General features: G+C 69.7%; 27 protein-coding genes. 20 read left to right on the top strand and 7 right to left on the bottom strand.

All coding sequences use genetic code 11. The features are described 5' to 3' along the window. Positions 1 to 4: 4 nt before the first annotated feature. Complete coding sequence (locus CSW64_RS11675) at positions 5 to 1,420, bottom strand: mannitol dehydrogenase family protein (RefSeq protein WP_245863678.1); 1,416 nt, start codon at positions 1,418 to 1,420, stop codon at positions 5 to 7. Positions 1,421 to 1,707: 287 nt separating this feature from the next. On the opposite strand from CSW64_RS11675, the gene CSW64_RS11670 reads away from it, so the two are divergent. The 4 genes from CSW64_RS11670 (at position 1,708) to CSW64_RS11655 (ending at position 4,519) form a co-directional block, all read left to right on the top strand. Next, positions 1,708 to 2,379 (top strand): bifunctional 4-hydroxy-2-oxoglutarate aldolase/2-dehydro-3-deoxy-phosphogluconate aldolase, encoded by a 672-nt coding sequence (locus CSW64_RS11670; RefSeq protein WP_099622270.1) that lies wholly within the window; start codon positions 1,708 to 1,710, stop codon positions 2,377 to 2,379. Positions 2,380 to 2,453: 74 nt separating this feature from the next. Continuing rightward, positions 2,454 to 3,617, top strand: coding sequence for a serine hydrolase domain-containing protein (locus tag CSW64_RS11665; RefSeq protein WP_099622269.1), 1,164 nt, complete (start codon positions 2,454 to 2,456; stop codon positions 3,615 to 3,617). A gap of 59 nt (positions 3,618 to 3,676) precedes the next feature. Then, positions 3,677 to 4,054, top strand: coding sequence for a VOC family protein (locus tag CSW64_RS11660; protein ID WP_099622268.1), 378 nt, complete (start codon positions 3,677 to 3,679; stop codon positions 4,052 to 4,054). 66 nt (positions 4,055 to 4,120) lie between these two features. After that, positions 4,121 to 4,519, top strand: coding sequence for a VOC family protein (locus CSW64_RS11655; RefSeq protein ID WP_099622267.1), 399 nt, complete (start codon positions 4,121 to 4,123; stop codon positions 4,517 to 4,519). Positions 4,520 to 5,102: 583 nt separating this feature from the next. On the opposite strand, the gene CSW64_RS11650 is transcribed toward CSW64_RS11655, so the two are convergent. Next, positions 5,103 to 5,618, bottom strand: a complete 516-nt coding sequence (locus CSW64_RS11650) for a GNAT family N-acetyltransferase (protein WP_099622266.1) — start codon at positions 5,616 to 5,618, stop codon at positions 5,103 to 5,105. Between the two features lie 119 nt (positions 5,619 to 5,737). Between CSW64_RS11650 and secG the strand changes: the two genes are divergently transcribed. The 6 genes from secG to CSW64_RS11620 all read left to right on the top strand — a co-directional run bounded on the left by secG (position 5,738) and on the right by CSW64_RS11620 (position 10,983). Next, positions 5,738 to 6,202, top strand: coding sequence for a preprotein translocase subunit SecG (gene secG, locus CSW64_RS11645; protein ID WP_099622265.1), 465 nt, complete (start codon positions 5,738 to 5,740; stop codon positions 6,200 to 6,202). A gap of 71 nt (positions 6,203 to 6,273) precedes the next feature. Beyond that, entirely contained in the window at positions 6,274 to 7,923 is a 1,650-nt protein-coding gene (locus CSW64_RS11640) for a CTP synthase (protein ID WP_099622264.1), read from the top strand. A gap of 189 nt (positions 7,924 to 8,112) precedes the next feature. After that, on the top strand, positions 8,113 to 8,640 hold the full coding sequence (locus CSW64_RS11635; RefSeq protein WP_099622263.1) for a GNAT family N-acetyltransferase: 528 nt from the start codon (positions 8,113 to 8,115) through the stop codon (positions 8,638 to 8,640). A 91-nt stretch (positions 8,641 to 8,731) separates the two neighbouring features. Continuing rightward, entirely contained in the window at positions 8,732 to 8,914 is a 183-nt protein-coding gene (rpmF, locus tag CSW64_RS11630) for a 50S ribosomal protein L32 (protein WP_099622262.1), read from the top strand. A gap of 167 nt (positions 8,915 to 9,081) precedes the next feature. Further along, positions 9,082 to 10,008, top strand: a complete 927-nt coding sequence (locus CSW64_RS11625; RefSeq protein WP_099622261.1) for an aspartyl protease family protein — start codon at positions 9,082 to 9,084, stop codon at positions 10,006 to 10,008. 45 nt (positions 10,009 to 10,053) lie between these two features. Further along, positions 10,054 to 10,983 (top strand): retroviral-like aspartic protease family protein, encoded by a 930-nt coding sequence (locus CSW64_RS11620; RefSeq protein WP_099622260.1) that lies wholly within the window; start codon positions 10,054 to 10,056, stop codon positions 10,981 to 10,983. 8 nt (positions 10,984 to 10,991) lie between these two features. Here CSW64_RS11620 and CSW64_RS11615 read toward each other — a convergent pair whose 3' ends face one another. Beyond that, entirely contained in the window at positions 10,992 to 11,762 is a 771-nt protein-coding gene (locus CSW64_RS11615) for an enoyl-CoA hydratase (protein ID WP_099622259.1), read from the bottom strand. A gap of 97 nt (positions 11,763 to 11,859) precedes the next feature. Here CSW64_RS11615 and CSW64_RS11610 point away from each other — a divergent pair, with 97 nt between their 5' ends. Next, entirely contained in the window at positions 11,860 to 12,357 is a 498-nt protein-coding gene (locus CSW64_RS11610; protein WP_099622258.1) for a hypothetical protein, read from the top strand. A 4-nt stretch (positions 12,358 to 12,361) separates the two neighbouring features. Here the strand turns inward: CSW64_RS11610 and CSW64_RS11605 are convergent, their stop codons facing one another. Further along, positions 12,362 to 12,628 (bottom strand): hypothetical protein, encoded by a 267-nt coding sequence (locus CSW64_RS11605; RefSeq protein WP_099622257.1) that lies wholly within the window; start codon positions 12,626 to 12,628, stop codon positions 12,362 to 12,364. A gap of 138 nt (positions 12,629 to 12,766) precedes the next feature. Between CSW64_RS11605 and eno the strand changes: the two genes are divergently transcribed. Together eno and CSW64_RS11595 are read left to right on the top strand one after the other, a co-directional pair. After that, positions 12,767 to 14,047 carry a phosphopyruvate hydratase gene (gene eno / locus CSW64_RS11600; RefSeq protein ID WP_099622256.1) on the top strand — a complete coding sequence of 427 codons (1,281 nt, stop codon included), beginning with the start codon at positions 12,767 to 12,769 and terminating at the stop codon, positions 14,045 to 14,047. 19 nt (positions 14,048 to 14,066) lie between these two features. After that, positions 14,067 to 14,357 carry a YciI family protein gene (locus CSW64_RS11595; protein WP_099622255.1) on the top strand — a complete coding sequence of 97 codons (291 nt, stop codon included), beginning with the start codon at positions 14,067 to 14,069 and terminating at the stop codon, positions 14,355 to 14,357. Here CSW64_RS11595 and CSW64_RS11590 read toward each other — a convergent pair. Both CSW64_RS11590 and CSW64_RS11585 read right to left on the bottom strand, forming a co-directional pair. Beyond that, complete coding sequence (locus tag CSW64_RS11590) at positions 14,347 to 15,135, bottom strand: phytanoyl-CoA dioxygenase family protein (protein ID WP_099622254.1); 789 nt, start codon at positions 15,133 to 15,135, stop codon at positions 14,347 to 14,349. The two genes, CSW64_RS11595 and CSW64_RS11590, sit on opposite strands and share 11 nt — an antisense overlap. Before the next feature lie 175 nt (positions 15,136 to 15,310). Then, positions 15,311 to 16,384 (bottom strand): alpha/beta hydrolase family protein, encoded by a 1,074-nt coding sequence (locus tag CSW64_RS11585; RefSeq protein ID WP_099622253.1) that lies wholly within the window; start codon positions 16,382 to 16,384, stop codon positions 15,311 to 15,313. Between the two features lie 120 nt (positions 16,385 to 16,504). Here CSW64_RS11585 and CSW64_RS11580 point away from each other — a divergent pair, with 120 nt between their 5' ends. From CSW64_RS11580 to CSW64_RS11550, 7 genes are all read left to right on the top strand, one after another. Continuing rightward, positions 16,505 to 16,801 (top strand): FtsB family cell division protein, encoded by a 297-nt coding sequence (locus tag CSW64_RS11580; protein ID WP_099622252.1) that lies wholly within the window; start codon positions 16,505 to 16,507, stop codon positions 16,799 to 16,801. Positions 16,802 to 16,878: 77 nt separating this feature from the next. Next, positions 16,879 to 17,907, top strand: a complete 1,029-nt coding sequence (pdhA, locus tag CSW64_RS11575; RefSeq protein WP_099622251.1) for a pyruvate dehydrogenase (acetyl-transferring) E1 component subunit alpha — start codon at positions 16,879 to 16,881, stop codon at positions 17,905 to 17,907. Between the two features lie 14 nt (positions 17,908 to 17,921). Next, a complete protein-coding gene (locus CSW64_RS11570; RefSeq protein WP_099624221.1) occupies positions 17,922 to 19,268 on the top strand; it encodes a pyruvate dehydrogenase complex E1 component subunit beta in 1,347 nt (448 codons plus the stop codon). Between the two features lie 2 nt (positions 19,269 to 19,270). Continuing rightward, a complete protein-coding gene (locus CSW64_RS22170) occupies positions 19,271 to 19,630 on the top strand; it encodes a DUF6980 family protein (protein ID WP_216361168.1) in 360 nt (119 codons plus the stop codon). 61 nt (positions 19,631 to 19,691) lie between these two features. Next, on the top strand, positions 19,692 to 20,996 hold the full coding sequence (locus CSW64_RS11560) for a pyruvate dehydrogenase complex dihydrolipoamide acetyltransferase (protein WP_099622250.1): 1,305 nt from the start codon (positions 19,692 to 19,694) through the stop codon (positions 20,994 to 20,996). 76 nt (positions 20,997 to 21,072) lie between these two features. Then, entirely contained in the window at positions 21,073 to 22,479 is a 1,407-nt protein-coding gene (lpdA, locus tag CSW64_RS11555; RefSeq protein WP_099622249.1) for a dihydrolipoyl dehydrogenase, read from the top strand. A gap of 61 nt (positions 22,480 to 22,540) precedes the next feature. Beyond that, positions 22,541 to 23,173, top strand: coding sequence for a LysE family translocator (locus CSW64_RS11550; protein WP_099622248.1), 633 nt, complete (start codon positions 22,541 to 22,543; stop codon positions 23,171 to 23,173). Positions 23,174 to 23,206: 33 nt separating this feature from the next. On the opposite strand, the gene CSW64_RS11545 is transcribed toward CSW64_RS11550, so the two are convergent. Continuing rightward, a complete protein-coding gene (locus tag CSW64_RS11545) occupies positions 23,207 to 23,608 on the bottom strand; it encodes a DoxX family protein (protein WP_099622247.1) in 402 nt (133 codons plus the stop codon). Position 23,609 lies beyond the last annotated feature (1 nt).

Genomic DNA, 23,609 nt, shown 5'->3' with positions numbered 1-23,609 from the left:
AGCATCAGGTTCCGCTGTCCAGCTCGGAGGGCAGCCGGGCGTAGGCCCAGGCCAGGGCTTCGCGGAACCTGGCATCCTGCGTCAGCCGCGCGGGGAAGACGCAGTCGAGCGTGAGAAAGCGTTCGATGTCGCGCGCGGCGTCGCCGCCGCACTGGCGGCCCAGCGTCGCCAGCGTCCCGGCGAGCGGATCAGTCAACGGGGCGGCGGCGGCGGCCTGCCGGACCACGAACCGCATCCAGGCCGCGACCGGATAGGCCAGGCGGCGGATGCTGCGGTCGGCGGCCAGGGCGTCGGCGATGATCGGCAGGATGCGCGCCGGCAGCTTGTCGGAGCCGTCCCAGGCCAGTTGGGACAGCTTGTGTTCGATGGCCGGGTTGCGGAACCGTTCGAACAAGGCCTCGACATAGGCCGAGGCGTTGAAATCGCGCGGCGCCTGCAGGACCGGCACGATCTCGTCCAGCAGCATCGCCCTGAGAAAGCCGATCAAGGGTTCGTCGGCGACGGCGTCGCGAACTGTCCGCCGGCCGCGCAGCAGGCCCAGGTAGGCCAGGCTGGTGCGGACGCCGCCCAGGAGGTGGCGCTGAGCCTGCTCCCAAGCCTCGACCTCGTCGGTCAGGGTGGCGATGACCGCCAGGGCGTCCCGGTCCGGGCCGAGGTCGTCCTCGATGACCCATTGGCTGAACGGCTCCCGCTGGACCGGCCAGGCGTCCATCAGTCCCGTGGCGCAGCCGGCCCGCAGCCGCAGGGCGTCGTCGGTGGCGGGGGTGATGCTGTCGGACAGGGTGCGCGGAAAACGCGTCTCGCGGGCGATCCAGCGGGCCAGCTCCGGGTCTCGCAGGGCGGCGAAGGCGATGACCGCCTCGCGCAGCCGCCGGCCGTTCGACGGCAGGTCGTCGCAGCTGAGCACCGTGAAGGCGGGGAGGCGGGCCGCCCGCCGACGGCGCAGCCCCTCGACCAGCCAACCCTCGACGCTGCGCGGCCACATCGCGCCGGACAGATCGTGGATGATGTCGGGATGCGCCAGGTCCAGCACGCCCTCCGGCGTCAGGCAGTAACCGCTCTGGGTCACGGTCAGGGTGACCAGATGGGTGGTCGGGGCGGCCAGCCGGGCGGCGACCGCCTCGGGCTCCCGCGGCGCCACCAGGATCTGGGTCAGGGCGCCGATGATCCTGGGCCGCGTCCGCTCGCCCAGCTCCAGCAGGGTGTACAGCCCGTCCTGGGGCGCGAGGGCGTCCTGCACCTCGGACGAGCGGAGCGAGACGCCGCAGATCGCCCAGCGCGGGTCGGCGGCGAGCAGGCGGTCGAAATAGACGGCCTGGTGCGCCCGGTGGAACGCGCCGGGGCCGAAATGGACCACGCCGATGGTGGTCTTGGAACGATCGTACAGCGGCCGGCGGGTCTGCAGGGCGGCCTCGTTCAAGGACGCCGCGCTGAGTCGCTTCAGCCGATACCCCCACGCTTCCACAACGCGTCTCCCCCCGCCGTTGCTTGACGCCTATGGATTCCATCGAGGCGAGCGCTCGCGAAGATCGCGCGCTGGTGGAATAGAATGGCGGTCTGGGTCATCACGATTCCCGGTTCGAGTCGATCCATACCTAAAATGAGGGATGTCGGCGTGGGAAAATCGATCGGCGTTCGCCCGCGCGGCCTTCTCTTTTGCGCGGGATGATGACAGGCAGGGGCCGGGTGGAGACTGGAGCGCGACGAATGCCGCACGACCGCATGACGGTGCTGACTGCAATGATGGATCAAGGGGTGATCCCGGTCTTTTTCCACCCTGACGCCGAGGTCTGCATCCAGGTGATTCAGGCCTGCTCGAACGCCGGCGCCAAATGCATCGAGTTCACCAACCGCAGCGACTTCGCCAGCCACACCTTCCTGGAGGTGGCGCGTCACTTCGCCAAGGCCGATCCGAGCGTGATCATGGGGGTGGGCAGCATCGTCGACGCGCCGACCGCGGGGATCTACATCGCCAATGGCGCGAAGTTCATCGTCGGTCCGGTCCTGAACGCGGATGTCGCCAAGGTCTGCAACCGGCGCATGATCCCCTACAGCCCGGGCTGCGGCTCGGCGTCGGAGATCAGCCAGGCCCAGGAGCTGGGCTGCGAGATCGTCAAGCTGTTCCCCGGCGAGAGCGTCGGCGGGCCGGCCTTCGTGAAGAACGTGCTGGGGCCGATGCCCTGGACCCGGCTGATGCCGACCGGCGGGGTCGAGCCCGAGGAGGCCAGCCTGCGCGAATGGTTCGGCGCCGGCATCGTCGCCTGCGGCATGGGCAGCAAGCTGATCACCAACCCGCAGGTCGCGGCCGGAGACTGGCGAGGCATCGAGGATCGCGTCCGCGCCACGGTCGAGACGATCCGCCGGCTGCGCGCCGCCTGATCGCCGCGAAAACGCCGCAAGCCGCTCGAAGGGTGGCGCTCGCCCCAAGGCGGGGCCAGGGGGAGGGCGGCGTGATGCGCGAGGCGATCATCGGAACCACGCGCCGGGCCGCGCTCGCCGGCCTGGCTGCAGCGGGGGCGGCGGGCCCTGCCTCGGCCGCCGAGCGCTGTCGCGGGCGGGCGGACTACGCCGGCGCCGCGCTGCACGCCTCGCCGCCGCCCGAGGTCTTCGCGCAGGCGGCGACCCCGGCGACCGGGGCCTTTCCGGCCGAGCCGGTCCAGGCGCTGGACGCCGCCTTCGCCGATGTCGCCGCGCGGCTGAAGACCGACACCCTGACGGCGGCGCTGGTCCGCCCCGGCGGCGGGGCCTGGAGCAGCGTGAAAACGGCCGAGGCGGCGGCGCCGGATCGCTTCTTCTGGGCCAGCGCGGGCAAGGCCTTCACCGCGGTGGTCGTGCTGCAGCTGGTCGCCGAGGGGCGGCTGTCGCTGGCCGACCGGCTGGACCGCTGGGATCGCGACTTTCCGAACAGCGGCCTGATCACGGTCGACGACCTGCTGCGCCACACCAGCGGCCTGTACAGCTTTCAGGAGGATCCGGGCCTGCGCGCTAAGCCGGGCTGGAAGACGCCGGCCCAGGCGCTGGACGTGGCCCGCCGCGGGCCGGCCGGCTTCTGCCCTGGCGGGAGCTGGGCCTACAGCAACACCGGCTATGTCCTGCTCGGCAGGATCATCGAGGCCGTCGACGGCCGGCCCTACGCGGCGTCGATCACGGCGCGGATCATCGAGCCGCTGGGGCTGAAGCGAACCGTGGCGATCGGTCCCGACGGCGTTCCGGCGGACATCCCCCGGCCCGCGTCGGGGGACGGTTCGTCGGACGATCTGCGCACGCCCTTCGCCGCCGGCGCCGTGGCGGCCTCGGCTCCGGACATGATCGCCTTCTGGCAGGGCCTGTTCGGCGGCCGGCTGATCCCGATCGAGGTCGTGCGCGGGCAGTTCGAGCGGCTGTATCCGATGTTCGGCCAGACCGGCCTGTTCTACGGCCGCGGGGTGATGCTCTACGACCTGCCCGGCCAGGCGGCGGGCGAGAGCGAGCTGTGGCTGGGCCATTCCGGCGGCATGCCGGGCCTGAAGGCCGTGGTCGCCTATTCGCTCCGGCGCCGGGCTTGGGTCGCGGTCGCCTTCCTGGGCGACGGCCCGGCCGAGGCCGCGGCCAATCTGCTGCTGCGCGCGGCGTCCTGACTTCGCAGGGCGGGAATCCCCGGGCATAAGGTTGCTCAACAAAACCCAGGGAGGACGCCATGCTTGGCTATGTGACCATCGGATCGAACGACATGGAGCGTTCGCTGGCCTTCTACGACGCGGTGTTCGAACCGCTCGGCGGCAAGCGGATGATGAACACGGGCCGCGGCTGGATCTACGGCGCCGACCGCCCCTGCATCGGGATCACCACGCCCTATGACGAGCAGACGGCGACGGCCGGCAACGGCTCGATGACCGCCCTGGCGGCGCCGACGCGGGCCATGGTCGACGCGGTCTACGCCAAGGCCCGCGAGATGGGCGCGCCATGCGAAGGCGCGCCGGGCGTGCGCGGCGACAACCCTGACGGCTTCTACGGCGCCTATTTCCGCGACCCGGACGGCAACAAGCTCTGCGTCTTCAAGTTCGGGCCCGCCTGATCGGTCTTGACCGGCGGCGGGGCGAGGGGCTTGCTGGCGCCCTCGCCGCGACCGCCGGAGACGCCGATGACGAGGACGACCGTCCGACCGTTCCTGATGTTCGAGGGCCGGGCCCGCGAGGCCATGGCCTTCTATGTGTCGGTGCTGCCCGACGCCGAGATCCTCGACACCGTCCTCTACGGCCCCGAGCAGGGCGAGCACGAAGGCTGGGTGATGTTCGCCCGCTTCCGCGTCGCCGGCCAGGAGGTGATCTGCAACGACAGCACCGTGAAGCACGCCTTTACCTTCACGCCCGCGCTGTCGCTGTTCGTCGAGGTCGACGACCCGGCCGAGGTCGATCGCCTGGTCGGCCTGCTGGGCGAGGGCGGCGAAGCCCTGATGCCCGTCGACCACTATGGCTTCAGCCGCCGCTTCGGCTGGGTCAACGACCGTTTCGGCGTCTCCTGGCAGGTGAACTGCCCCTAGGATGACGAGGTGGGGCGGATGCGCCTTGCGTCCTTCGAGACGCTCGCCGTGCTCGCTCCTCCGGATGACGATCTCAGAAGCGCCCACGTTCGTCATGGTGAGGAGCGGACCCTCGGGTCCGCGTCTCGAACCCCGCACGGAAGCGCCGGGGACACGCACCCTGCGGGAGCATGTCCCCGGGGATAGCCGCGCGGGCATTCGCTGATTTCGTGGGGCTTTCGGGGTGAAAGCGCGGGGATAGACCGCGACTTATCCCCGGCCTCTCTGACTGCGCCCATACTCTGCTCATCCCGTCGCACGGGGAGGGCGCTCGGCCGGTGCTCCAGCGGCGAGGGGATGGTGTTCGAGCGGGAGGTCATCGGGACGTCCATCAGTGGGGCGCCCGCCCGCCGGAGCGTGTCGGCTAAGCCTCAACAGGGCTGCCTACCGGCGCTTTCCGACAAACGGACATCGCGGAGCCCACGACCCGGTTTCACGCTTACCCCACACCACCCCTGCTCACCCGGACCGAAGCCGGGACGCGCTCCGCAACCCTCCCCACACCCTCGGGCGAAAACCGCGAGGCGGCGAAGCCGCGTGTCCGCTACAGCAGCAGGCCCCACAGCCGGCAGTCGCGGCGGTCGCCGTCACGGTCGACATGGCCCTTGAGGTAGCCCTCCATCTCGAAGCCGAGCTTGACCAGCAGCTTCTCGGAGGCGTTGTCGCCGACCTGGGTGCGGGCCCAGAGGCGGCGCAGGCCCAGCGAGGCGGCATGGGCGAGAACCGCCTGCATGGCCTCGTAGCCGTAGCCCTGGCCCCAGGCCGGCCGGGCCAGGATGAAGCCGACCTCGGCCCGGTGATGCCGCCAGTCGATGTCCGACAGGTCGCAGGCGCCGAGGTAGCGCCGGTCGGCCGTGGTGCGCACCGACCAGTAGAGGGCCTCGTCCCGCTCCATCTCGCCGACCTGGCCCTCGACGAAGGCCAGGGCGATGTCCGGATCGTCCATCAGGGCGGCGTCGACGTGGGCCATCACCTCGGGATCGGCCATCACAGGGAAGAGCAGGGCGGCGTCCTCGGCGGTGACCGGGGCGAGCACCAGACGCTCGGTTTCGAGAATCATGACTTGCGAAACCTCCGACTGCGCCCAGCTATGGCGTGCGCGTCCCTGGAGTGCTAGAGGGGCCGCTTCGTTTCGACCGGCCCGCGACGTCGTCGCGCTCTACGGACCCGCGCACTTCCATGCTGATGCATATCCTGCTCGTCATCCACATCATCGTCTGCGTGCTGCTGATCGGCTTCGTGCTGCTGCAGCAGTCGGAGGGCGGCGCGCTGGGCATGGGCGGCGGCCCGTCGGGCTTCATGACGGCGCGGGGCGCGGGCAACTTCATGACCCGCACCACCTGGATCCTGTTCGGCGTGTTCCTGGTCCTCAGCGTGATTCTGACCATCCTGGTCGGTCACGAGCGTTCGAAGACCTCGGTCGTCGGCCGCGGCGGCGTCATTGAACAGAAGCTGGACCCGAACGCCCTGAAGCCGCCGGTTCAGCCGCAGGCTCCGGGCGCGGCCGGCGCGCCGGCGACGGGCGGCCTGACCGCCCCGACTCCGCAGGTCAACCAGCCCGCCCTGGGCACGCTGCTGGAAGAGGCCGCCAAGCCGGCTCAGCCGGCGCAACCGGCCCAGCAGCCGGCCCCCAAGGGCCAGTAAGAGCCCGACAAAACCAACGTTCCGTCGATATCACGGGCGCCGATCTCGAATCGGCGCTAATCTGGATTCCCATGGCCCGGTACATCTTCATCACCGGCGGCGTGGTTTCCTCATTGGGAAAAGGTCTCGCGTCCGCCGCTCTTGGCGCGCTCCTGCAGGCTCGCGGCTACAAAGTCCGCCTGCGCAAGCTCGACCCCTATCTGAACGTCGACCCCGGTACGATGAGTCCGTACCAGCACGGCGAGGTCTTCGTGACCGATGATGGGGCCGAGACCGACCTCGACCTGGGGCACTACGAGCGCTTCACCGGCGTGAACGCGTCCCGCGCGGACAACATCACGACCGGTCAGATCTACAAGACGATCATTGAGAAGGAGCGTCGCGGGGACTACCTCGGCGCGACCGTCCAGGTGATCCCGCACGTCACCAACGAGATCAAGGACTTCGTCCTGTCTCCGGCCGTGGACGAGAACGGCGACGAGGCCGATTTCGTCCTGGTCGAGATCGGCGGCACGGTCGGCGACATCGAGGGGCTGCCGTTCTTCGAGGCGATCCGCCAGCTGCGCCAGGAACTGCCGCGCGGCGACAGCTGCTACATCCACCTGACGCTGCTGCCGTTCATCAAGACGGCCGGCGAGATGAAGACCAAGCCGACGCAGCACTCGGTGAAGGAGCTGCGCTCGATCGGCATCCAGCCGGACATCCTGCTGTGTCGCTGCGAGCAGCCGATCCCGGCCGAGGAGAAGCGCAAGATCGGCCAGTTCTGCAACGTGCGGCCGAGCGCGGTGATCCAGGCGATGGACTCCTCGTCCATCTACGCCGTGCCGATCGACTATCACGAGCAGGGCCTGGACCGCGAAGTGCTGGACGTGTTCGGCATCCGCGACGCCAAGGCGCCGGACCTGAGCCGCTGGCAGCAGATCGACCACATCACCACCAACCCCGACGGGGAGGTCACGGTGGCCGTGGTCGGCAAGTACACCGTGCTGAAGGACGCCTATAAGTCGCTGATCGAGGCGCTCCACCACGGCGGCGTGGCCAACAAGGTCAAGGTCAACCTCGACTGGGTCGAGAGCGAGACCTTCGAGGGCGACGACGGCGCGGCCGCCGAGCGGCTGGAGAACGCCCACGCCATCCTGGTGCCCGGCGGCTTCGGCGAGCGCGGCGCGGAAGGCAAGATCCGCGCGGCCCAGTTCGCCCGCGAACGGAAGGTGCCCTACTTCGGCATCTGTTTCGGCATGCAGATGGCGGTGATCGAGACCCTGCGGAACGTCGCCGGGGTCGAGGGCGCCTCGTCGACCGAGTTCGGCCCGACGGACGAACCGGCGGTCGGCCTGATGACCGAATGGACCCAGGGCAACGAGCGGGTCGCCCGCCAGGAAGGCGACGACCTGGGCGGCACGATGCGTCTGGGGGCCTACGAGGCGATGCTGACGCCGGGGTCGAAGGTGGCCGAGATCTACGGCTCCGACGACATCTTCGAGCGCCATCGGCATCGCTACGAGGTCAACATCGGCTACTGCGACCGCATGGAGGAGGCCGGGCTGAAACTGACCGGCCGTTCGCCGGACGGCGTTCTGCCCGAGATCGTCGAGCGCCCGGACCATCCCTGGTTCATCGGCGTGCAGTACCATCCCGAGCTCAAGAGCCGCCCGTTCGCCCCGCACCCGCTGTTCGCCAGCTTCATCGCGGCGGCCAAGGAGCAGAGCCGGCTGGTGTGATGTTTGGGGACGTGTCCGCGCCAGCGTACGCGTCCCCGTCGCTCCGGCTGGTGTGAACATGCGTGGTTCGAGACGCGGACCCGAGGGTCCGCTCCTCACCATGACGAAGGCGGGCGCATCCTGCTGAACTCGTCATCCTGAGGCGCGAGCCTCGGGCGAGCGTCTCGAAGGACGCAAGGAGCCCAACCGATGGAAATCCGCACCGAACGGCTGCTGCTCCGTCCCGCCCGGTCTTCGGACGTGGACGGCATGCACGCCATCTTCAGCGATCCGGAAGCCATGGCTCACTGGTCGACGGCCCCCCACGAGGATCGCGGCCAGACCGAGGCCTGGATCAACCTGATGCTGGACGCCCAGGCGGCCGGCCCGACCCTGGACTTCATCATCGAGCGCGACGGAGAGGCGATCGGCAAGGTCGGCTTCTGGCGCCCGCCTGAGCTCGGCTACATCCTGCGTCGCGACCACTGGGGGCAGGGGCTGGCGAGCGAGGCCCTGGCCGCGGTGATTCGCGCCGCGTTCACGGGCGGAGGCCTGGAAGAGATTCACGCCGAAGTCGATCCGAACAACCTTGCGTCCGTTCGGCTGCTGGAGAAGCACGGCTTTGAGCGTACGGGCTTCGCCCCGCGTACGCTGGAGATCAACGGGGTCTGGTTCGACAGCCTCTACTTCGTCCTGAAGCGGGATCGCGACCCGGCCTTGAAATCGGCGGGGGTTTGAGGCATACACCCGCGCTCACGTGGCGGCCCACCGGCCGCCGCTTCTATTTTTCACGCCCCTTAGGGGCGCGCCGACAAAGCAGAGTCAGACCATGGCCGTTCCTAAGCGAAAAGTATCCCCGTCTCGCCGCAACATGCGTCGTTCGCACCACGCCCTCGGCGCCAACAGCTTCGTGGAAGACAAGGACACCGGCGAGCTGCGCCGTCCGCACCATGTCGATCTGAAGACCGGCATGTACCGCGGCCGCCAGGTCCTGACCCCGAAGGAAGACTGATCGCTCTCCAGCGATCGTCGCCGACGGTCTCAAGACGACCTATCCGAGACGCCCGAGGGTTCCGCCCTCGGGCGTTTTCTTTTGCCCCGCGATCCTCCGGGCGCGTCATATTCGAAGACCGACGTTCTGCAATGTGCTAGCCTGCGCGGGCGGAAGGAGGGCTCGCCATGCTGAGCCGTCGAGACTTCGCCGCCGGCCTGGGGGGGCTGGCGGTCGCGCCCCGGGTCCTGGCCGAGGAATTCCCCGACACGCCCGTCCAGATCGACGCGCGCCAGGACCGCTACGACCGCCTCACCATCCCGGTCCGGCTGGGCGACGGCCCGCCCCATGACTTCGTCGTCGACACCGGCGCGGACTGCAGCGTGCTGGCGATCGATCTCGCCGAAAGCCTCGCGCTGCCGCCCGGGAAGCCGGTGCTGGTGCACGGGATCACCGGGGCCCAGATGACCCCCACGGTCAAGGCGCCGCCCCTGGTCGTGGGCGGGGTGGCGCTGAAGCGCCGGGAGTTCCCCATCCTGCCCCGGGACCGCCTGGGCGCCGACGGCCTGCTGGGCGTCGACGTCCTGCAGCGGCGACGGCTGATCATGGACTTCAAGGCGCGCCGGTTCGAGATCCAGGCGACCAGCCCCCATCACGGCGGGGGCGGCGGCGTGCGGTCGGCCCTGGTGCCGGCGCACGACAGCTTCGGCCGCCTGACGGTCATCGACGCGCGGGCCTACGGCGCCCTGGCGACCGCGTTCGTCGACTCGGGCGGCGGCATGACCATCGTCAACGAGACGCTGGCCGCGGCCGTCCGAAAGCGCGGCTACTGGCGAGAGCCCGCCCAGCGCGTGATGCTGACCGGCGTCACCCAGCACGTCCTGTACGGCGAGGTGCGGCTGCTCGACCGGCTGGCGCTGGGGGACCTGAAGTTCCGCAACGTGCCGGTCGTGGTCAGCGACCTGCACCTGTTCAACCAATGGGGCCTGACCGGCAAGGCGGCGATCCTGCTGGGGGCCAATGTGCTGCGTCTGTTCTCCCGGATCGAGCTCGACTACGGCCGGCGGCAGATGCTCTTCCAAGCCGGGCGGGAGCCGACGCCGCTGGCCGCCTGAACGACCCCGCCGCCGCGAACGCGGTCGGTCATCGAGGAGACGAGCATGGACTGGAACCGCCGCAGCATCGTCGCCGCCCTTGGGGCGCTGGCGCCGAGCGCGGTCGCTTGGGCCGAGCCAGCGCCGGAGACCGGCGTGAACCTCAAGACCGGACGCGATGACCAGGAGCGGATGACGATCCCCGTGCGGATCGGCAATGTCGAGGGCTACGATTTCGTGGTCGACACCGGCGCGGATCGCAGCGTGCTGGCCTCGGACGTGGCCGCTGCGCTGGGCCTGCCGGCGGGGCGGAAGGTCCTGATCCACGGCATCACCGGCCAGGAGGTGACCGCGACGGTGCGTTGTCCGGCGCTGAAGGTCGGCGAGGTGACCCTGCCGCCCCAGGAACTGCCGGTGATAGACCGGCCGCGGCTCGGCGCCGACGGACTGCTGGGCATGGACGTGCTGCAGAACCGCAGGCTGACCCTGGATTTCCGCCAGCGGCGGCTGGATATCCGCGCCGCCTCCGGCGCCTCGCCGGCCCGCCTCGATCCGCGATGGGTGATCGTGCCGACAGACGGGGTCCATGGTCATCTGACCATCATCAGCGCCAGGGTCGGGACGATCGCCGCGACGGCCTTCGTCGATTCCGGGGCCAGCATGACCATCGCCAATCCGGCCCTGGCCCAGGCGATGCGGTCGCGGCGACGCTGGCAAAGCTCCGCGCCGCAGGTCACGCTGGCCGGCGTCACCGATCATGCCGTCACCGGGGAGGGGCGGATCATTCCGCAGTTGCGCCTCGGGACGATGAGCTTCAGCCATGTGCCGGTGGTGGTCTGCGACCTGCACCTGTTCCGGCAATGGCGGCTCGACGACCGGCCGGCCATTCTGCTCGGCGTCGACGTCCTGCGAATGTTCGCCAAGGTCGAGCTGGACTACGGCCGGCGGCGGCTGCTGTTCCGAGCAGGCCAGGCTCCGCCGCCGCTGATGGCTTGACGCTCCGGCTACTGCGTCCGGGCGCGGGCCTGGATGCCGGCGCGACGCGCCTCGACGGCCTCCGGGGTCACCTGGCGGTTCAGCTTGCTGGACCGCGCATGCTCCAGCGCCAGGCCTTCGCCGAAGCTCAGGGCGAAGCCGTCGTCGATGATCCGCTTGTAGGCGGCCAGGGTCTCGACCGGGATGGTGGCCATGTCGGCCGCCAGCTTGCGGGCGGTCGGCAGCAGGTCCTCGGCCGGGACGACCCGGCTGACCAGGCCCCAGGCCTCGGCCTTTCGCGCGTCCAGGAAGTTGCCGGTGAGGCTCAGCTCCTTGGCGCGGTAGAGGCCGATCAGCCGCGACAGCTTCTGCGACAGGCCCCAGCCCGGCATGATCCCGACGCGTGCGTGGGTGTCGGCGAAACGGGCGTTCTCCGAGGCGATCAGCACGTCGCAGGCCAGCGCCACCTCGAAGCCGCCGGTGATGGCGACGCCGTTGATCGCGCCGATGACCGGCTTCTTGCACAGCTCGATGGCCTTCACGGGGTTCTCCTCGGCGCCCTCGGCGTTGGCCGCGCTCATGGCGCCGGCGTCGGAGCCCAGCTCCTTCAGATCCAGGCCGGCGGTGAAGGCCCGCTCGCCCGCGCCGGTCAGGATGACGACGCTGACCTCCGGATCGGCGTCCAGCGCGACCATGGCCCGGTAAAGCTCCGACCGCAGCGCCTTGCTGAGGGCGTTCATCGCCTCCGGGCGGTTCAGGGTGACGACGGCGATCCCGTCCTGTTTGTCGACCAGCAGCATGGCGGCGTCTCCTTCGTTCCAGCCAGGGTTGGGCGCGCTGCCGCCGGGAGAGTCAAGCGCGGTTGCGGGGCCGGGCGGGGACCGCCAGACTGGCGCGATGATCAGACCGTTCGCCGCTTCGCTCCTGGCCCTCTGCATCGCCGCGCCGGTCCTGGCGCAGGAGTCGCCGCCGCCGATGTCGCCAGAGGGAGCGGGGCCGGTGCGCGTCGGCATGACCGCCAAGGAAGCGCTGGCCATCCGGCCCGCGCCGATCTCCGGCGGCGGCGACGATCCGGCGGTCTGCGAGGAGTACGGGCTGGACGAGAGCCGGGCCCTCTCCTTCATGATCGAGGACGGCCGCGTCGTGCGCACCTCGGCCAGCGAGGGCGGGCGTACGACCGAGGGGGTCAAGGTCGGCGACCCGGTGGCCAAGGTCCGCGCGACCTACAAGGGGCTGGTCAAGGAGGGCGCGCCGTACGACCTGCCGCCGGCCCACGACCTCTACTGGTGGAAGACGCCCAAGAGCGGCCTGCGCTTCGAGATCGACGGGCAGGGCCGCGTCAGCCGCATCCATGCGGGCGGCGAGGCCATCCGCTACGCCGAGGGCTGTTTCTAGGCCGTCAGCTGAAGCTCGGCGGCGGCGAAGCGGTCGGCTCGTCGTCGTCATCGACCAGCCGGGCGATCATCGCCAGCTCGCGGCGGATGTGACGCCAGGCCGGCGCGGAGGCGTGGCCCAGCTCGCTGCCTTCCAGCGCCGCCAGTCCGAAGACGGTGCGCAGTTCGTCGAGCAGATGCTCGTCGCGCATGGCCAGCAGGGTGATCAAGGCCTTGAGCAACTTGTCGTTGGCCTGGACGATTTCGGCGATGTCGGTCTGGGCGCGGCCCATGGTTCTGCCTCCTGGGTCGACAGTCGATAACCAGAAGGGGCGGCCGAACGTTCCAAAATTGACCCAAAAACGCCCCTCAGGTTGCGATTTCGAGGGGAGGCGGCTAAGCGGGGCGCGCATTTCCAGCCCGGAGCCCCCATGACCGAGATCGTCGACATCATCGCCCGCGAAATCCTCGACAGCCGGGGCAACCCGACGGTCGAAGTCGACGTGATCCTGGAAGACGGCTCCTTCGGCCGCGCCGCGGTGCCGTCGGGCGCCTCCACCGGCGCTCACGAAGCCGTCGAGAAGCGGGACGGCGAAGCGGACCGCTACCTCGGCAAGGGCGTCGAGGACGCCGTCGAGGCCGTCAACGGCGAGATCTACGACGCCCTGGCCGGCGTGGACGCCGAGGACCAGCGCCGCGTCGACAGCCTGCTGATCGAGCTGGACGGCGCCAAGAACAAGGCGCGCCTGGGCGCCAACGCCATCCTGGGCGTGTCGCTGGCCACGGCCAAGGCCGCCGCCGTGGCCGCCGACCTGCCGCTGTACAAGTACATCGGCGGCGTCTCGGCCCGCGTCCTGCCGGTGCCGATGATGAACATCATCAACGGCGGCGCCCACGCCGACAACCCGATCGACATCCAGGAGTTCATGATCCTGCCGACCGGCGCGCCGACCTTCCGCGAAGGCCTGCGCATGGGCGCCGAGATCTTCCACGGCCTGAAGAAGGCCCTGAAGGACGCCGGGCACAACACCAACGTCGGCGACGAAGGCGGCTTCGCCCCGAACATCGGCAGCGCCGAAGAAGCCCTGGCCTTCATCGTCAAGGCCGGCGAGAGCGCGGGCTACCGGGCCGGCGACGACTTCGTGCTGGGCCTGGACGTCGCCGCCACCGAGTTCTTCAAGAACGGCCGGTACGTGCTTGAAGGCGAAGGCAAGACGGTCGATCCGGCCGGCATGGTCGCCTACCTGGAAGGCCTCGTCTCCAAGTTCCCGATCGTGACCATCGAGGACGGCTGCTCCGAAGACGACTTCGAGGGCTGGAGCCTGCTGACCGCCGCCCTGGGCAAGAAGGTTCAGCTGGTCGGCGACGACCTGTTCGTCACCAACCCCGAGCGCCTGTCGATGGGCGTCGAGAAGGGCCTGGCCAACTCGATCCTGGTCAAGGTCAACCAGATCGGCACCCTGTCGGAGACCCTCGACGCCGTCGATATGGCCCACCGCGCCGGCTACACCGCCGTGATGAGCCACCGCTCGGGCGAGACCGAGGACAGCACCATCGCCGACCTGGCGGTCGCCACCAACTGCGGCCAGATCAAGACCGGCTCGCTGGCCCGCTCGGACCGCACGGCCAAGTACAACCAGCTCCTGCGCATCGAGGAGCAGCTCGACGACCAGGCCATCTACCTCGGCCGCAAGGCGATCAAGCAGCTCTAGCAACGGACGGACCGGAGCCATGGCCGAGTTCATCTTCCTGATGCACGGCGACGGCTCCGGTCCCGAAGGCGCCTGGGACGCCTATCTGGCCGATCTCCAGGCGCGGGGCGTCCTGCGGGGCGGCAGCGCGATCGGCCCCGGCGAGACCTTCCGCAAGGCCGGCGCGCCGGGACCGCTGAGCGCGGCGATCGCCGGCTTCATCCGGGTGGAGGTCGCCGACCTCGAGGCCGCACGGACGCTGCTGACCGGCAACCCGACCTACGAAGCCGGAGGAACCGTGGAAATCCGGACGCTTCCGGTCACGCGCTGAGCGCTAGCCGGACGGCCCGCTCCACCGGGGAATAGCCGCCGTCCTCGCGCTCCAGCCTCAAGGGCTCCCGCGGCAGGAGCGGCGGCTGGGCCATGAACCGCGGCGTCGTCCCGCGATGCGGCTGGGCCGCGTGCACCAGGAACGGATGGCAGAGATAGACCGTCCCGGCGGGGCCTGTCGCCAGCGCCTCCGGCCGATGCGCCGAGCCCCCGAACCCGTCCGCCGCCAGCTCGCCCAGCGTCAGCCCGTCCTCGCCCGCGGGCGCCAGCCGTCTGGCGATGTCATGGTGCGAGCCGACCCGGATCCGCGTCGGGGCGTCGTCCCCGCCGACATCCGAGAACAGGAACAGCATCAGCAGCGCCCGCCCGCGCGAGAAGATGTTGGCGCGCCACTGCATAAAGTCGGGGCTTTCCGTGCCGAAACTCACGTCGATATGCCAGCCGGCGTCCCCCGGATCGTCGGGCGAGGGGAACCGTACCGGGAAGGTCCCCAGCCCGCCGCGCGGCAGCCAGCGCCCTTCGCCGACCAGGGCGTCGAAGGCGGCGTGCAGGGCGGGGGTGTTGGCTGCTTCGCGGAAGGGCGGCTGATCGTAGTGGCCGAGGCGCACGACGGGGCGGGTCCAGGTCGCGGGATCGTCCGGAGCGCCGCCGACGTCGCGCCACAGGATCGCGCGCGCCCTGTCGGCAAGTTCGCGCGGGAAGGCGTTGTCCAGGCGCAGGAAACCGTCGCGGATGAAACGGTCGATGTCGGCGGGGCCGACGGCGTCGGGGTTCGGCATGGGATGTCTCGTCAAGAAGCGCCGCAGGGGGCGCGCATCGGCGTTCGGCGCGGGCGCGCCGGCGTCTCTCCCGTCTCGGGAGGAACGGCTCAGGCCTCGAAGACGACCGAGCGGAGGCTGCGGATGGACATCATCATCACGCCAAACCTGGGGATGAACCCGATCGGCGCAAGGGCTAGCGCGCCGCCAGGCCCTTCGCCGTCAGCCAGGAGGCCAGGACGGCGAAGTACTCGGCGGCGTCGGGCGCGGCCATGTCGGCGCGCGCCGGGTCCATCTGGTCCTTGGGCGAGACCGTGGTCTGCATGCCGTGGTCGGCGCCGGCGATCACGGCGACCTTCAGGTTCGGCCGCCGGGGCGTGATCGTCGCCAGCCGCTCGACCGAGATCGCCACCGGCACGACCGGGTCGGCCGCGCCGTAGAGGACCAGGGCCGGAACCTTGACCGTTTCGAGCGACGGCAGCGGGTCGAATTCGATCTCCTTCCGCCAGCGCGACACGTCCCGGTCGCGGACCGTCTCGCCCATGTAGGTCAGCGGGAACCAGGGCTGGACCTTGGCCGCGTCGATGCGGCGCTGGGCCTCGGCCTTGTCGCTCGTCCCGCGCATGTAGTCGTCCACCGCCTTGCGGGTCGCCAGCATCTGGTCGATGTCGACCTGGGAATAGCCCTGGACCTTCAAGGCGTTGGCCGAGCGGAACATCATCTGCACGTCGGGCGTCACGACCGGCGCCGAGATCGAGACCACGAAGGCGACCTCCGGACTGCGCGTGGCCGCCAGCAGCGCCAGCCAGCCGCCCTGGCTCAGGCCCCAGACGCCGACCCGCCCGGGATCGATGCGGGGATCGGTCTTCAACATCCGTACGGCGGCGACGGCGTCGTCGGCGAGCAGGGCGTAGTCGCTGGTCTTCAGGTCGCCGCCCGAGGCGCCCGAGCCGCGGCGGTCGTAGACGAACACCGCCATGCCCATCGCCGGCAGCATTTCGATCAGGTGGCGATAGAGCGGCGAGGCCCGCGACGGTGAGCCGGCGGCGTGGGTCACGACCACCGCCGCCAGCGCCTTGCCGCCCTTGGGCAGGTAAAGGGTTCCGCTCAAGTCCGCGTCGCCGCTGCGGAAGACCTTGGCTTCCTCGACCCGCTGCGTCGTCGCCGGCGCGCTCCAGGGCGCCGTGTCGGCGAGCGCCGGGGTCGCCGGAAGCGGGGCGGCGAGAACCAGGAGCGCCAGGGCTCCGATCAGGGGGCGGGCGGCGGTCATCGGCGGGCTTTCAACAACGGAGCCTGAGCGGGAGCAGGCTGTAGACGACGCGCGAATTCCTCAACCCCGCCTTAACCATGGCCGCCGATTCTGACGGCGTTTCCACCCGACCGAGTCGGCATGTTCCAGCGCGTCCAGCCCATCCTTCCGACCATCGCCCTTCTGGGGCTGATCGTCTATTTCGTGTTCCACGGGCTGACCGGGGAGCGCGGGCTGCTGCTGTCGTCCCAGCGTCAGATGATTTTGAACGCCCGTTCGGAAGAACTGGGCGATCTTCGCAAGCGCAGGGTGGACCTGGAGGCGCGGGCGCGGCTACTACGCGACAACAGCCTGTCGGCGGACCTCCTTGAGGAACGCGCGCGTTCTCTACTGGGCTTCGCGGACCCGAAGGATTATGTGATCCGCACCAAGCCCTGAGCCGGTTCGATTTTTCGTTCCGGGGCGGGGACGGGGAACGAACAGGCCAGGATTGAGTAGGGCCCAGGGAGAATTTTATGGCGCGGTCGCCTAAAGCCAAGGGGACCTCGGGGAAGGCTGACGCCGGGAGCGGTCAGGTATCCTCGAAGGACCAGCTGCTTAAATACTATCGGGACATGCTGCTGATCCGGCGCTTCGAGGAGCGGGCCGGCCAGCTGTACGGCATGGGCCTGATCGGCGGGTTCTGCCACCTGTACATCGGCCAGGAAGCCGTCGCGGTCGGCATGCAGTCGATCGCCGAAAAGGGCGACCAGATCATCACCGGCTACCGCGACCACGGCCATATGCTGGCCGCCGGCATGGACCCCAACGAGGTCATGGCCGAGCTGACCGGCCGCATCGGCGGCTCGTCCAAGGGCAAGGGCGGCTCGATGCACATGTTCTCGACCGAGGCGGGCTTCTACGGCGGCCACGGCATCGTGGGCGCGCAGGTCAGCCTGGGCACCGGCCTGGCGCTGGCCGACTGGTACCGCGACAACGGCAAGGTCAGCTTCACCTACTTCGGCGACGGCGCGGCCAACCAGGGGCAGGTCTACGAGAGCTTCAACATGGCCGAGCTCTGGTCGCTGCCGGTCGTGTACGTGATCGAGAACAACCAGTACGCCATGGGCACCTCGATCGAGCGCTCCTCGTCCGAGACCCGGCTGCACAAGCGCGGCGTCTCGTTCAACATCCCGGGCGAGGAAGTCGACGGCATGGACGTCGAGGCGGTCGCCGCCGCCGGCAAGCGCGCCGCCGACCACGCCCGCAGCGGCAAGGGCCCCTACATCCTCGAGATGAAGACCTACCGCTACCGCGGCCACTCGATGAGCGATCCGGCCAAGTACCGGACCAAGGAAGAGGTCGACGAGGTCAAGAAGACCCGTGACCCCATCGAGCACCTGCGCGAGAAGCTGGCCGAGGCCAAGGTCACCGAGGACGAACTGAAGGCCATCGACGCCGAGGTGAAGACCATCGTCGCCGCCGCCGCCGAGTTCGCCCGCACCAGCCCCGAGCCGGACCCCTCCGAACTCTATACCGACGTCTATCTGGAGGCCGCGCAGTGAGCGTCGAGATCCTGATGCCCGCCCTGTCTCCGACGATGGAGGAGGGCACCCTGGCCAAGTGGCTGGTCAAGGAGGGCGACGAGGTCCGGGCCGGCGACGTGATCGCCGAGATCGAGACCGACAAGGCGACCATGGAGGTCGAGGCCGTCGACGAGGGCAAGATCAGCGCCATCCTGGTTCCGGCCGGGACCGAGGGCGTGAAGGTCAACACCCCGATCGCCCGCCTGGGCGAGGGCGACGCCGCCGCGCCCGCTCCGACTCCGGCCCCGCAGGCCGCGCCGGTCGTGGTCGAGGCCAAGGCGCCCGACGCCGCCCCGGCCCCCGTCGCCGCGCCCAAGGCCGAGCTGCGCGATCCCGAGATCCCGGCCGACGCCAAGCTGGTCAAGATCACGGTCCGCGACGCCCTGCGCGACGCCATGGCCGAGGAGATGCGCCGCAACGGCGATGTCTTCCTGATGGGCGAGGAAGTCGCCCAGTACCAGGGCGCCTACAAGGTTTCGCGCGAACTGCTTCAGGAGTTTGGGGAAAAGCGAGTCATCGACACCCCGATCACCGAGCACGGCTTCGCCGGCCTGGCGGTCGGCGCGGCGATGGCCGGCCTCAAGCCGATCGTCGAGTTCATGACCTGGAACTTCGCCATGCAGGCGATCGACCAGATCATCAACTCCGCCGCCAAGACGCTCTACATGTCGGGCGGCCAGATCAAGTCGTCGATCGTGTTCCGCGGCCCCAACGGCGCGGCCGCCCGCGTCGGCGCCCAGCACAGCCAGGACTACAGCGCCTGGTACGCCCAGATCCCGGGCCTGAAGGTCGTCGCTCCCTATGACGCGGCCGACGCCAAGGGCCTGTTGAAGGCCGCGATCCGCGACCCGAACCCCGTCGTCTTCCTCGAGCACGAGATGATGTACGGCGTCGAGTTCGACATCCCGGAAGTCGACGACTGGATCGTGCCGATCGGCAAGGCCAAGGTCCGCCGCGAGGGCAAGGACGTCACCCTGACCGCCCACAGCCGCATGGTCGGCCTGGCGCTCAAGGCGGCGGAGGAACTGGCCGCGGAAGGCATCGAGGCGGAGGTCATCGACCTGCGCACCCTGCGTCCGCTGGACCACGAGACGATCCTGGAGAGCGTCAAGAAGACCAACCGCCTGGTCAGCTGCGAGGAAGGCTGGGGTCCGATGGGCGTCGGCGCCGAGATCGTCGCCCGCGTGGTCGAGCACGCCTTCGACTACCTGGACGCCCCGCCGCTGCGCGTGCACCAGGAGGACGTGCCGCTGCCGTACGCCGCCAACCTGGAAGCCCTGTCGCTGCCCTCGGTCGAGAAGATCGTGAAGGCCGCCAAGGCGGTGAGCTACAAGGGCTAGCGGTGACCGACGACGCGGACAATGTGGCGCTGCTGAACGTGAAGGAAGACTTCACGGATTTCGGCCCCGCGTCCGCGCCGTCGGCGCTCGAGTCCGAGTTTCCGGAGCTTTTCGAGCGGGCTCGCGACGACGAAACTGCCGTGACCTACCATCCGAAGACCCGCCAGTTCGGGATCCCCGTGCTGGATGGCGGCGGTAGCTTCATCGCGATCCGGCACGACCCCTGGAGCGGAAGGCCGCTGCCGGCCGATCTCAGGGATCGCTACTTCGCCGAGATCGAGGCCCTCGGTCTCGATGCGGCGGAGGACGATCTGCCGGAGGAGTTCCTATCGGAAAACTGGTGGCTGGAGCGCGGACTTTGAGCCGCCACAACAAATCGGAGGCTCGTTCGGCCTCCCTCGCTAAATTTTTCAGGGAAGCCTGATGTCCATCGAAATCCTGATGCCCGCCCTGTCTCCGACCATGGAGGAGGGGACCCTGGCCAAGTGGCACGTGAAGCCCGGCGACGAGGTCAAGGCCGGCGACGTGATCGCCGAGATCGAGACCGACAAGGCGACCATGGAGGTCGAGGCCGTCGACGAGGGCGTGGTCGAGGCCCTGCTGGTCGACGCCGGCGCCGAAGGCGTGAAGGTCAACGCCCCGATCGCGCGCCTGGCCGGGGAGGGCGAGGCGCCTGCGCCCGCCGCCAAGGCCCCCGAAGCGCCGAAGGTCGAGGCCCCTAAGGCCGCTGAAGCGCCGGCTCCCGCGGCCGCTCCGGCTGCGCCCGCGCCTGTCGCGGCTGCGGCCCCGACCCCGAAGGTCGACGGCGAGCGCGTGTTCGCCTCGCCGCTGGCCCGCCGCCTGGCCGCCGCCGCCGGCCTGGACCTGAAGACCATCGCCGGCACCGGCCCGCACGGCCGGGTGGTGAAGGCTGACGTCGAAGCGGCGCGGGGCAAGGCTCCGGCGGCAACCCCGTCGGCCCAGCCCGGCGCGACGTCCGCCGCCGCCGCTCCGGCCCAGCGCGAGCACAAGACGCTCGAGCAGATGGGCATCGCGCCCGGCAGCTACGACCTGATCCCGCTGGACGGCATGCGCAAGACCATCGCGCGCCGGATGACGGAAAGCGCGCGCGACGTGCCGCACTTCCCGCTGACCATCGACATCGAGATCGACGCCCTGCTCGCCGCCCGCGCCAAGATCAACGCCATGCTGGAGAAGCAGGGCGTGAAGGTGTCGGTGAACGACATGGTCATGAAGGCCGCCGCCGTCGCCCTCAAGCGCGTGCCGGAAGCCAACGCCAGCTACTCGCCGGAAGGCCTGGCCCTGCACCACCACGCCGACATCGCCATGGCGGTGGCCATCGACGGCGGCCTGATCACCCCGATCATCCGCGCCGCCGAGACCAAGGGCCTGGCCCAGATCGCCGTCGAGGCCAAGGACCTGGCCGAACGCGCCCGCACCAAGAAGCTGAAGCCCGAGGAGTTCCAGGGCGGCACCTTCTCGGTCAGCAACCTGGGCATGTTCGGCATCAAGTCGTTCTCGTCGATCATCAACGAGCCGCAGGGCTGCATCATGAGCGTCGGCGCCGGCGAGCAGCGCCCGGTGGTCCGGAACGGCGAGCTGACCGTCGCCACGGTGATGACCGTCACCCTGACCTGCGACCACCGTGTGGTCGACGGCGCAACGGGGGCCAAATTCCTGCAGGCTTTCAAACCACTGCTGGAAGATCCTCTGACGATGATCGTCTGACGGCCGACCTTCCGAACTACGGGGCGGACCCTGGGCCCGCCCGCCTGTTTCTACCCCAGACAATGGGAGATCTGAGTTGAGCGACTTCGACGTCATCGTCATCGGTTCCGGCCCCGGCGGCTACGTGGCCGCGATCCGCGCCAGCCAGCTGGGCCTGAAGACCGCCATCGTCGAGCGCGAGGCCCTGGGCGGCATCTGCCTGAACTGGGGCTGCATCCCGACCAAGGCGCTGTTGAAGAGCGGCGAGAAGTTCGAGAGCCTGTCGCACCTGAAGGAATACGGCCTGTCCGCCAGCGGCGCCGCGTTCGACTTCGACGCCATCATCCAGCGCTCGCGCGGGGTGGCGTCGACGATGAACAAGGGCGTCACCTTCCTGATGAAGAAGCACAAGATCGAGGTGATCGAAGGCGACGCCGTGCTTGCGAAGGGCGCGGCCGCGCCGTCCGTGAAGGTCAAGCTGAAGGCCGGCGGCGAGCGCGTCGTGCAGGCGTCCAAGGGCGTCATCCTGGCCGTCGGCGCCCGCGCGCGGGCTCTGCCGCAGATCGGCCTCGAGGCGGATGGCGACAAGATCTGGGCCTATCGCGAGGCTCTGGCGCCCAAGCGCCTGCCGAAGTCGTTCGTGGTGATCGGGTCGGGCGCCATCGGCCTGGAGTTCGCCAGCTTCTACCGCGCCCTGGGCGCGGAGGTGACCGTGATCGAGGCCGTCGATCGGATCATGCCGGTCGAGGACGAGGAGGTCTCCAAGGCCGCCCAGAAGGCCTTCGAGAAGCGCGGGATCAAGTTCCGCGTCGGCGCCAAGGTGACCAAGGTCTCCAAGACCGCCAAGGGCGTGTCGGCGGCGATCGAGGTCGGCGGCAAGGCGGAGACGCTGGAGGCCGAGGTCTGCATCTCGGCCGTCGGCATCACCGCCAACACCGACGGCGTCGGCCTGGAGGCCCTGGGCGTGGTCCTGGACCGCGGCCATGTGAAGACCGACGGCCACTGCCAGACCAATGTGAAGGGCCTCTACGCCATCGGCGACTGCGCCGGCGCGCCCTGGCTCGCCCACAAGGCCAGCCACGAGGGCATCCACGCGGCCGAACACATCGCCGCCTTCAAGACCCCCAACGTCCATTCTCCGATCGCCGGCTGCACCTACACCCAGCCGCAGGTTGCTTCGGTCGGCGTCACCGAACAGGCCGCCAAGGCCGAGGGGCGCGAGGTCAAGGTCGGCCGCTTCCCGTTCCGCGTGAACGGCAAGGCGGTGGCCGCCGGCGAGATCGAGGGCTTCGTGAAGACCATCTTCGACGCCAAGACCGGGGCCCTGATCGGGGCCCACATGATCGGCGCCGAGGTCACGGAGATGATCCAGGGCTTCGTCACCGCCATCACCCTGGAGGCCACCGAGGAGGACATGCAGGGCATCGTCTATCCGCACCCGACCATGTCGGAGGCGATGCACGAGGCCTCGCTGGACGCCTACGGCCGGGTCCTGCACCTCTGATACCGACTTGAATGCGGCCGGGCGCGCCGCGTCCGGCCTTCCAGCCTGAAGCCGAGTCCGCGTGCCCGAAGCCAAGACCCTGATCGCCTTCGCCCTGGTCTGTCTGGCCATGGCCCTGACCCCGGGGCCGAACATGCTCTACCTGATCGGGCGATCGATCAGCCAGGGCAGGGCGGCGGCGCTGGTGTCGCTGATCGGGGTGGCGGCCGGCTTCGTCGTCTATCTGGTCAGCGCCGCCCTGGGCATCACCGCCCTGCTGATGGCCGCGCCGCTGGCCTATGACGTCCTGCGCTTCGGCGGGGCGATCTACCTGCTCTGGCTGGCCTGGCAGGCGATCAGGCCGGGCGGCGCCGGGCCGTTCCAGGTCCGCGACCTGCCCAGGGACAGCCCGACCAAGCTGGTGGCCATGGGCTTCCTGACCAACCTGCTGAACCCCAAGGCGGCGATGCTCTACCTGTCGCTGCTGCCGCAGTTCATCGATCCGGCGCGCGGCGACGTGCTGAGCCAGTCCCTGATCCTGGGCGGAAGCCAGATCGTCATCAGCCTCAGCGTCAACGCCTCGATCGCCCTGGCCGCCGGGACCATCGCCGGCTTCCTGGCCGGACGGCCGGCCTTCGTGGTCGTCCAGCGCTGGCTGATGGCCACGGTCCTCGGCGGGCTGGCGATCAAGATGGCGACCGAGGCGCGGCGTTAAGCCGCCGCGCGCCCGGCGCCGCTGGCCTCGGCGTCAGTCCTTCTTCCGCACGATGCGGTCGAGGCTCCATTCGCCGCCGCCGGCGAAGACGAAGTACAGAAAGATGAAGCAGAACAGATAGGCGGCTTCGCCTTGGTTCAGGGCCGGCACGATCGTCCCGGCCGACTTGGCGTGAGCCAGCAGGAAGGCCCAGGCCATCTGGCCGCACAGAATGAAAGCCACCGGGCGGGTGAAGAGGCCCAGGACCAGCAGGGCGCCGCCAACCACTTCGAGCCAAGCCGCGATGGTCAGGATGAAGGGCAGCGGATCGGGGACGCCGGGCTGCGGGGCCGGAATCCCCCAGAGCTTCATCAGCCCGTGCGACATGAAGCTCAGCGCGACGAGCACGCGCAGGATGCTGAGGACGCGCGGCGTCCAGGCGTTGAGATTGCTCATT

It is taken from the genome of Caulobacter mirabilis, from assembly GCF_002749615.1.
Taxonomy (GTDB): Bacteria; Pseudomonadota; Alphaproteobacteria; order Caulobacterales; family Caulobacteraceae; genus Caulobacter; species Caulobacter mirabilis.
The sequence above is the reverse complement of the archived record's forward strand: the minus strand, read 5'-3'. Positions and strand labels throughout refer to the sequence as shown.

Bases quoted from the DNA above. Each gene is read 5' to 3' on its own strand.
- CSW64_RS11625 (WP_099622261.1), top strand. From the start codon at position 9,082: ATGCTGAGCCGTCGAGACTTCGCCGCCGGCCTGGGGGGGCTGGCGGTC.
- CSW64_RS11640 (WP_099622264.1), top strand. From the start codon at position 6,274: ATGGCCCGGTACATCTTCATCACCGGCGGCGTGGTTTCCTCATTGGGA.
- CSW64_RS11580 (WP_099622252.1), top strand. From the start codon at position 16,505: ATGTTCCAGCGCGTCCAGCCCATCCTTCCGACCATCGCCCTTCTGGGG.
- CSW64_RS11590 (WP_099622254.1), bottom strand. From the start codon at position 15,135: ATGCCGAACCCCGACGCCGTCGGCCCCGCCGACATCGACCGTTTCATC.
- CSW64_RS11585 (WP_099622253.1), bottom strand. From the start codon at position 16,384: ATGACCGCCGCCCGCCCCCTGATCGGAGCCCTGGCGCTCCTGGTTCTC.
- CSW64_RS11665 (WP_099622269.1), top strand. From the start codon at position 2,454: ATGCGCGAGGCGATCATCGGAACCACGCGCCGGGCCGCGCTCGCCGGC.
- CSW64_RS11615 (WP_099622259.1), bottom strand. From the start codon at position 11,762: ATGCTGCTGGTCGACAAACAGGACGGGATCGCCGTCGTCACCCTGAAC.
- pdhA (WP_099622251.1), top strand. From the start codon at position 16,879: ATGGCGCGGTCGCCTAAAGCCAAGGGGACCTCGGGGAAGGCTGACGCC.
- CSW64_RS11545 (WP_099622247.1), bottom strand. From the start codon at position 23,608: ATGAGCAATCTCAACGCCTGGACGCCGCGCGTCCTCAGCATCCTGCGC.
- CSW64_RS11635 (WP_099622263.1), top strand. From the start codon at position 8,113: ATGGAAATCCGCACCGAACGGCTGCTGCTCCGTCCCGCCCGGTCTTCG.
- CSW64_RS11620 (WP_099622260.1), top strand. From the start codon at position 10,054: ATGGACTGGAACCGCCGCAGCATCGTCGCCGCCCTTGGGGCGCTGGCG.
- eno (WP_099622256.1), top strand. From the start codon at position 12,767: ATGACCGAGATCGTCGACATCATCGCCCGCGAAATCCTCGACAGCCGG.
- CSW64_RS11655 (WP_099622267.1), top strand. From the start codon at position 4,121: ATGACGAGGACGACCGTCCGACCGTTCCTGATGTTCGAGGGCCGGGCC.
- CSW64_RS11560 (WP_099622250.1), top strand. From the start codon at position 19,692: ATGTCCATCGAAATCCTGATGCCCGCCCTGTCTCCGACCATGGAGGAG.
- CSW64_RS11670 (WP_099622270.1), top strand. From the start codon at position 1,708: ATGCCGCACGACCGCATGACGGTGCTGACTGCAATGATGGATCAAGGG.
- rpmF (WP_099622262.1), top strand. From the start codon at position 8,732: ATGGCCGTTCCTAAGCGAAAAGTATCCCCGTCTCGCCGCAACATGCGT.
- CSW64_RS11650 (WP_099622266.1), bottom strand. From the start codon at position 5,618: ATGATTCTCGAAACCGAGCGTCTGGTGCTCGCCCCGGTCACCGCCGAG.
- CSW64_RS11605 (WP_099622257.1), bottom strand. From the start codon at position 12,628: ATGGGCCGCGCCCAGACCGACATCGCCGAAATCGTCCAGGCCAACGAC.
- CSW64_RS11570 (WP_099624221.1), top strand. From the start codon at position 17,922: ATGCCCGCCCTGTCTCCGACGATGGAGGAGGGCACCCTGGCCAAGTGG.
- CSW64_RS11610 (WP_099622258.1), top strand. From the start codon at position 11,860: ATGATCAGACCGTTCGCCGCTTCGCTCCTGGCCCTCTGCATCGCCGCG.
- CSW64_RS11595 (WP_099622255.1), top strand. From the start codon at position 14,067: ATGGCCGAGTTCATCTTCCTGATGCACGGCGACGGCTCCGGTCCCGAA.
- CSW64_RS11660 (WP_099622268.1), top strand. From the start codon at position 3,677: ATGCTTGGCTATGTGACCATCGGATCGAACGACATGGAGCGTTCGCTG.
- secG (WP_099622265.1), top strand. From the start codon at position 5,738: ATGCTGATGCATATCCTGCTCGTCATCCACATCATCGTCTGCGTGCTG.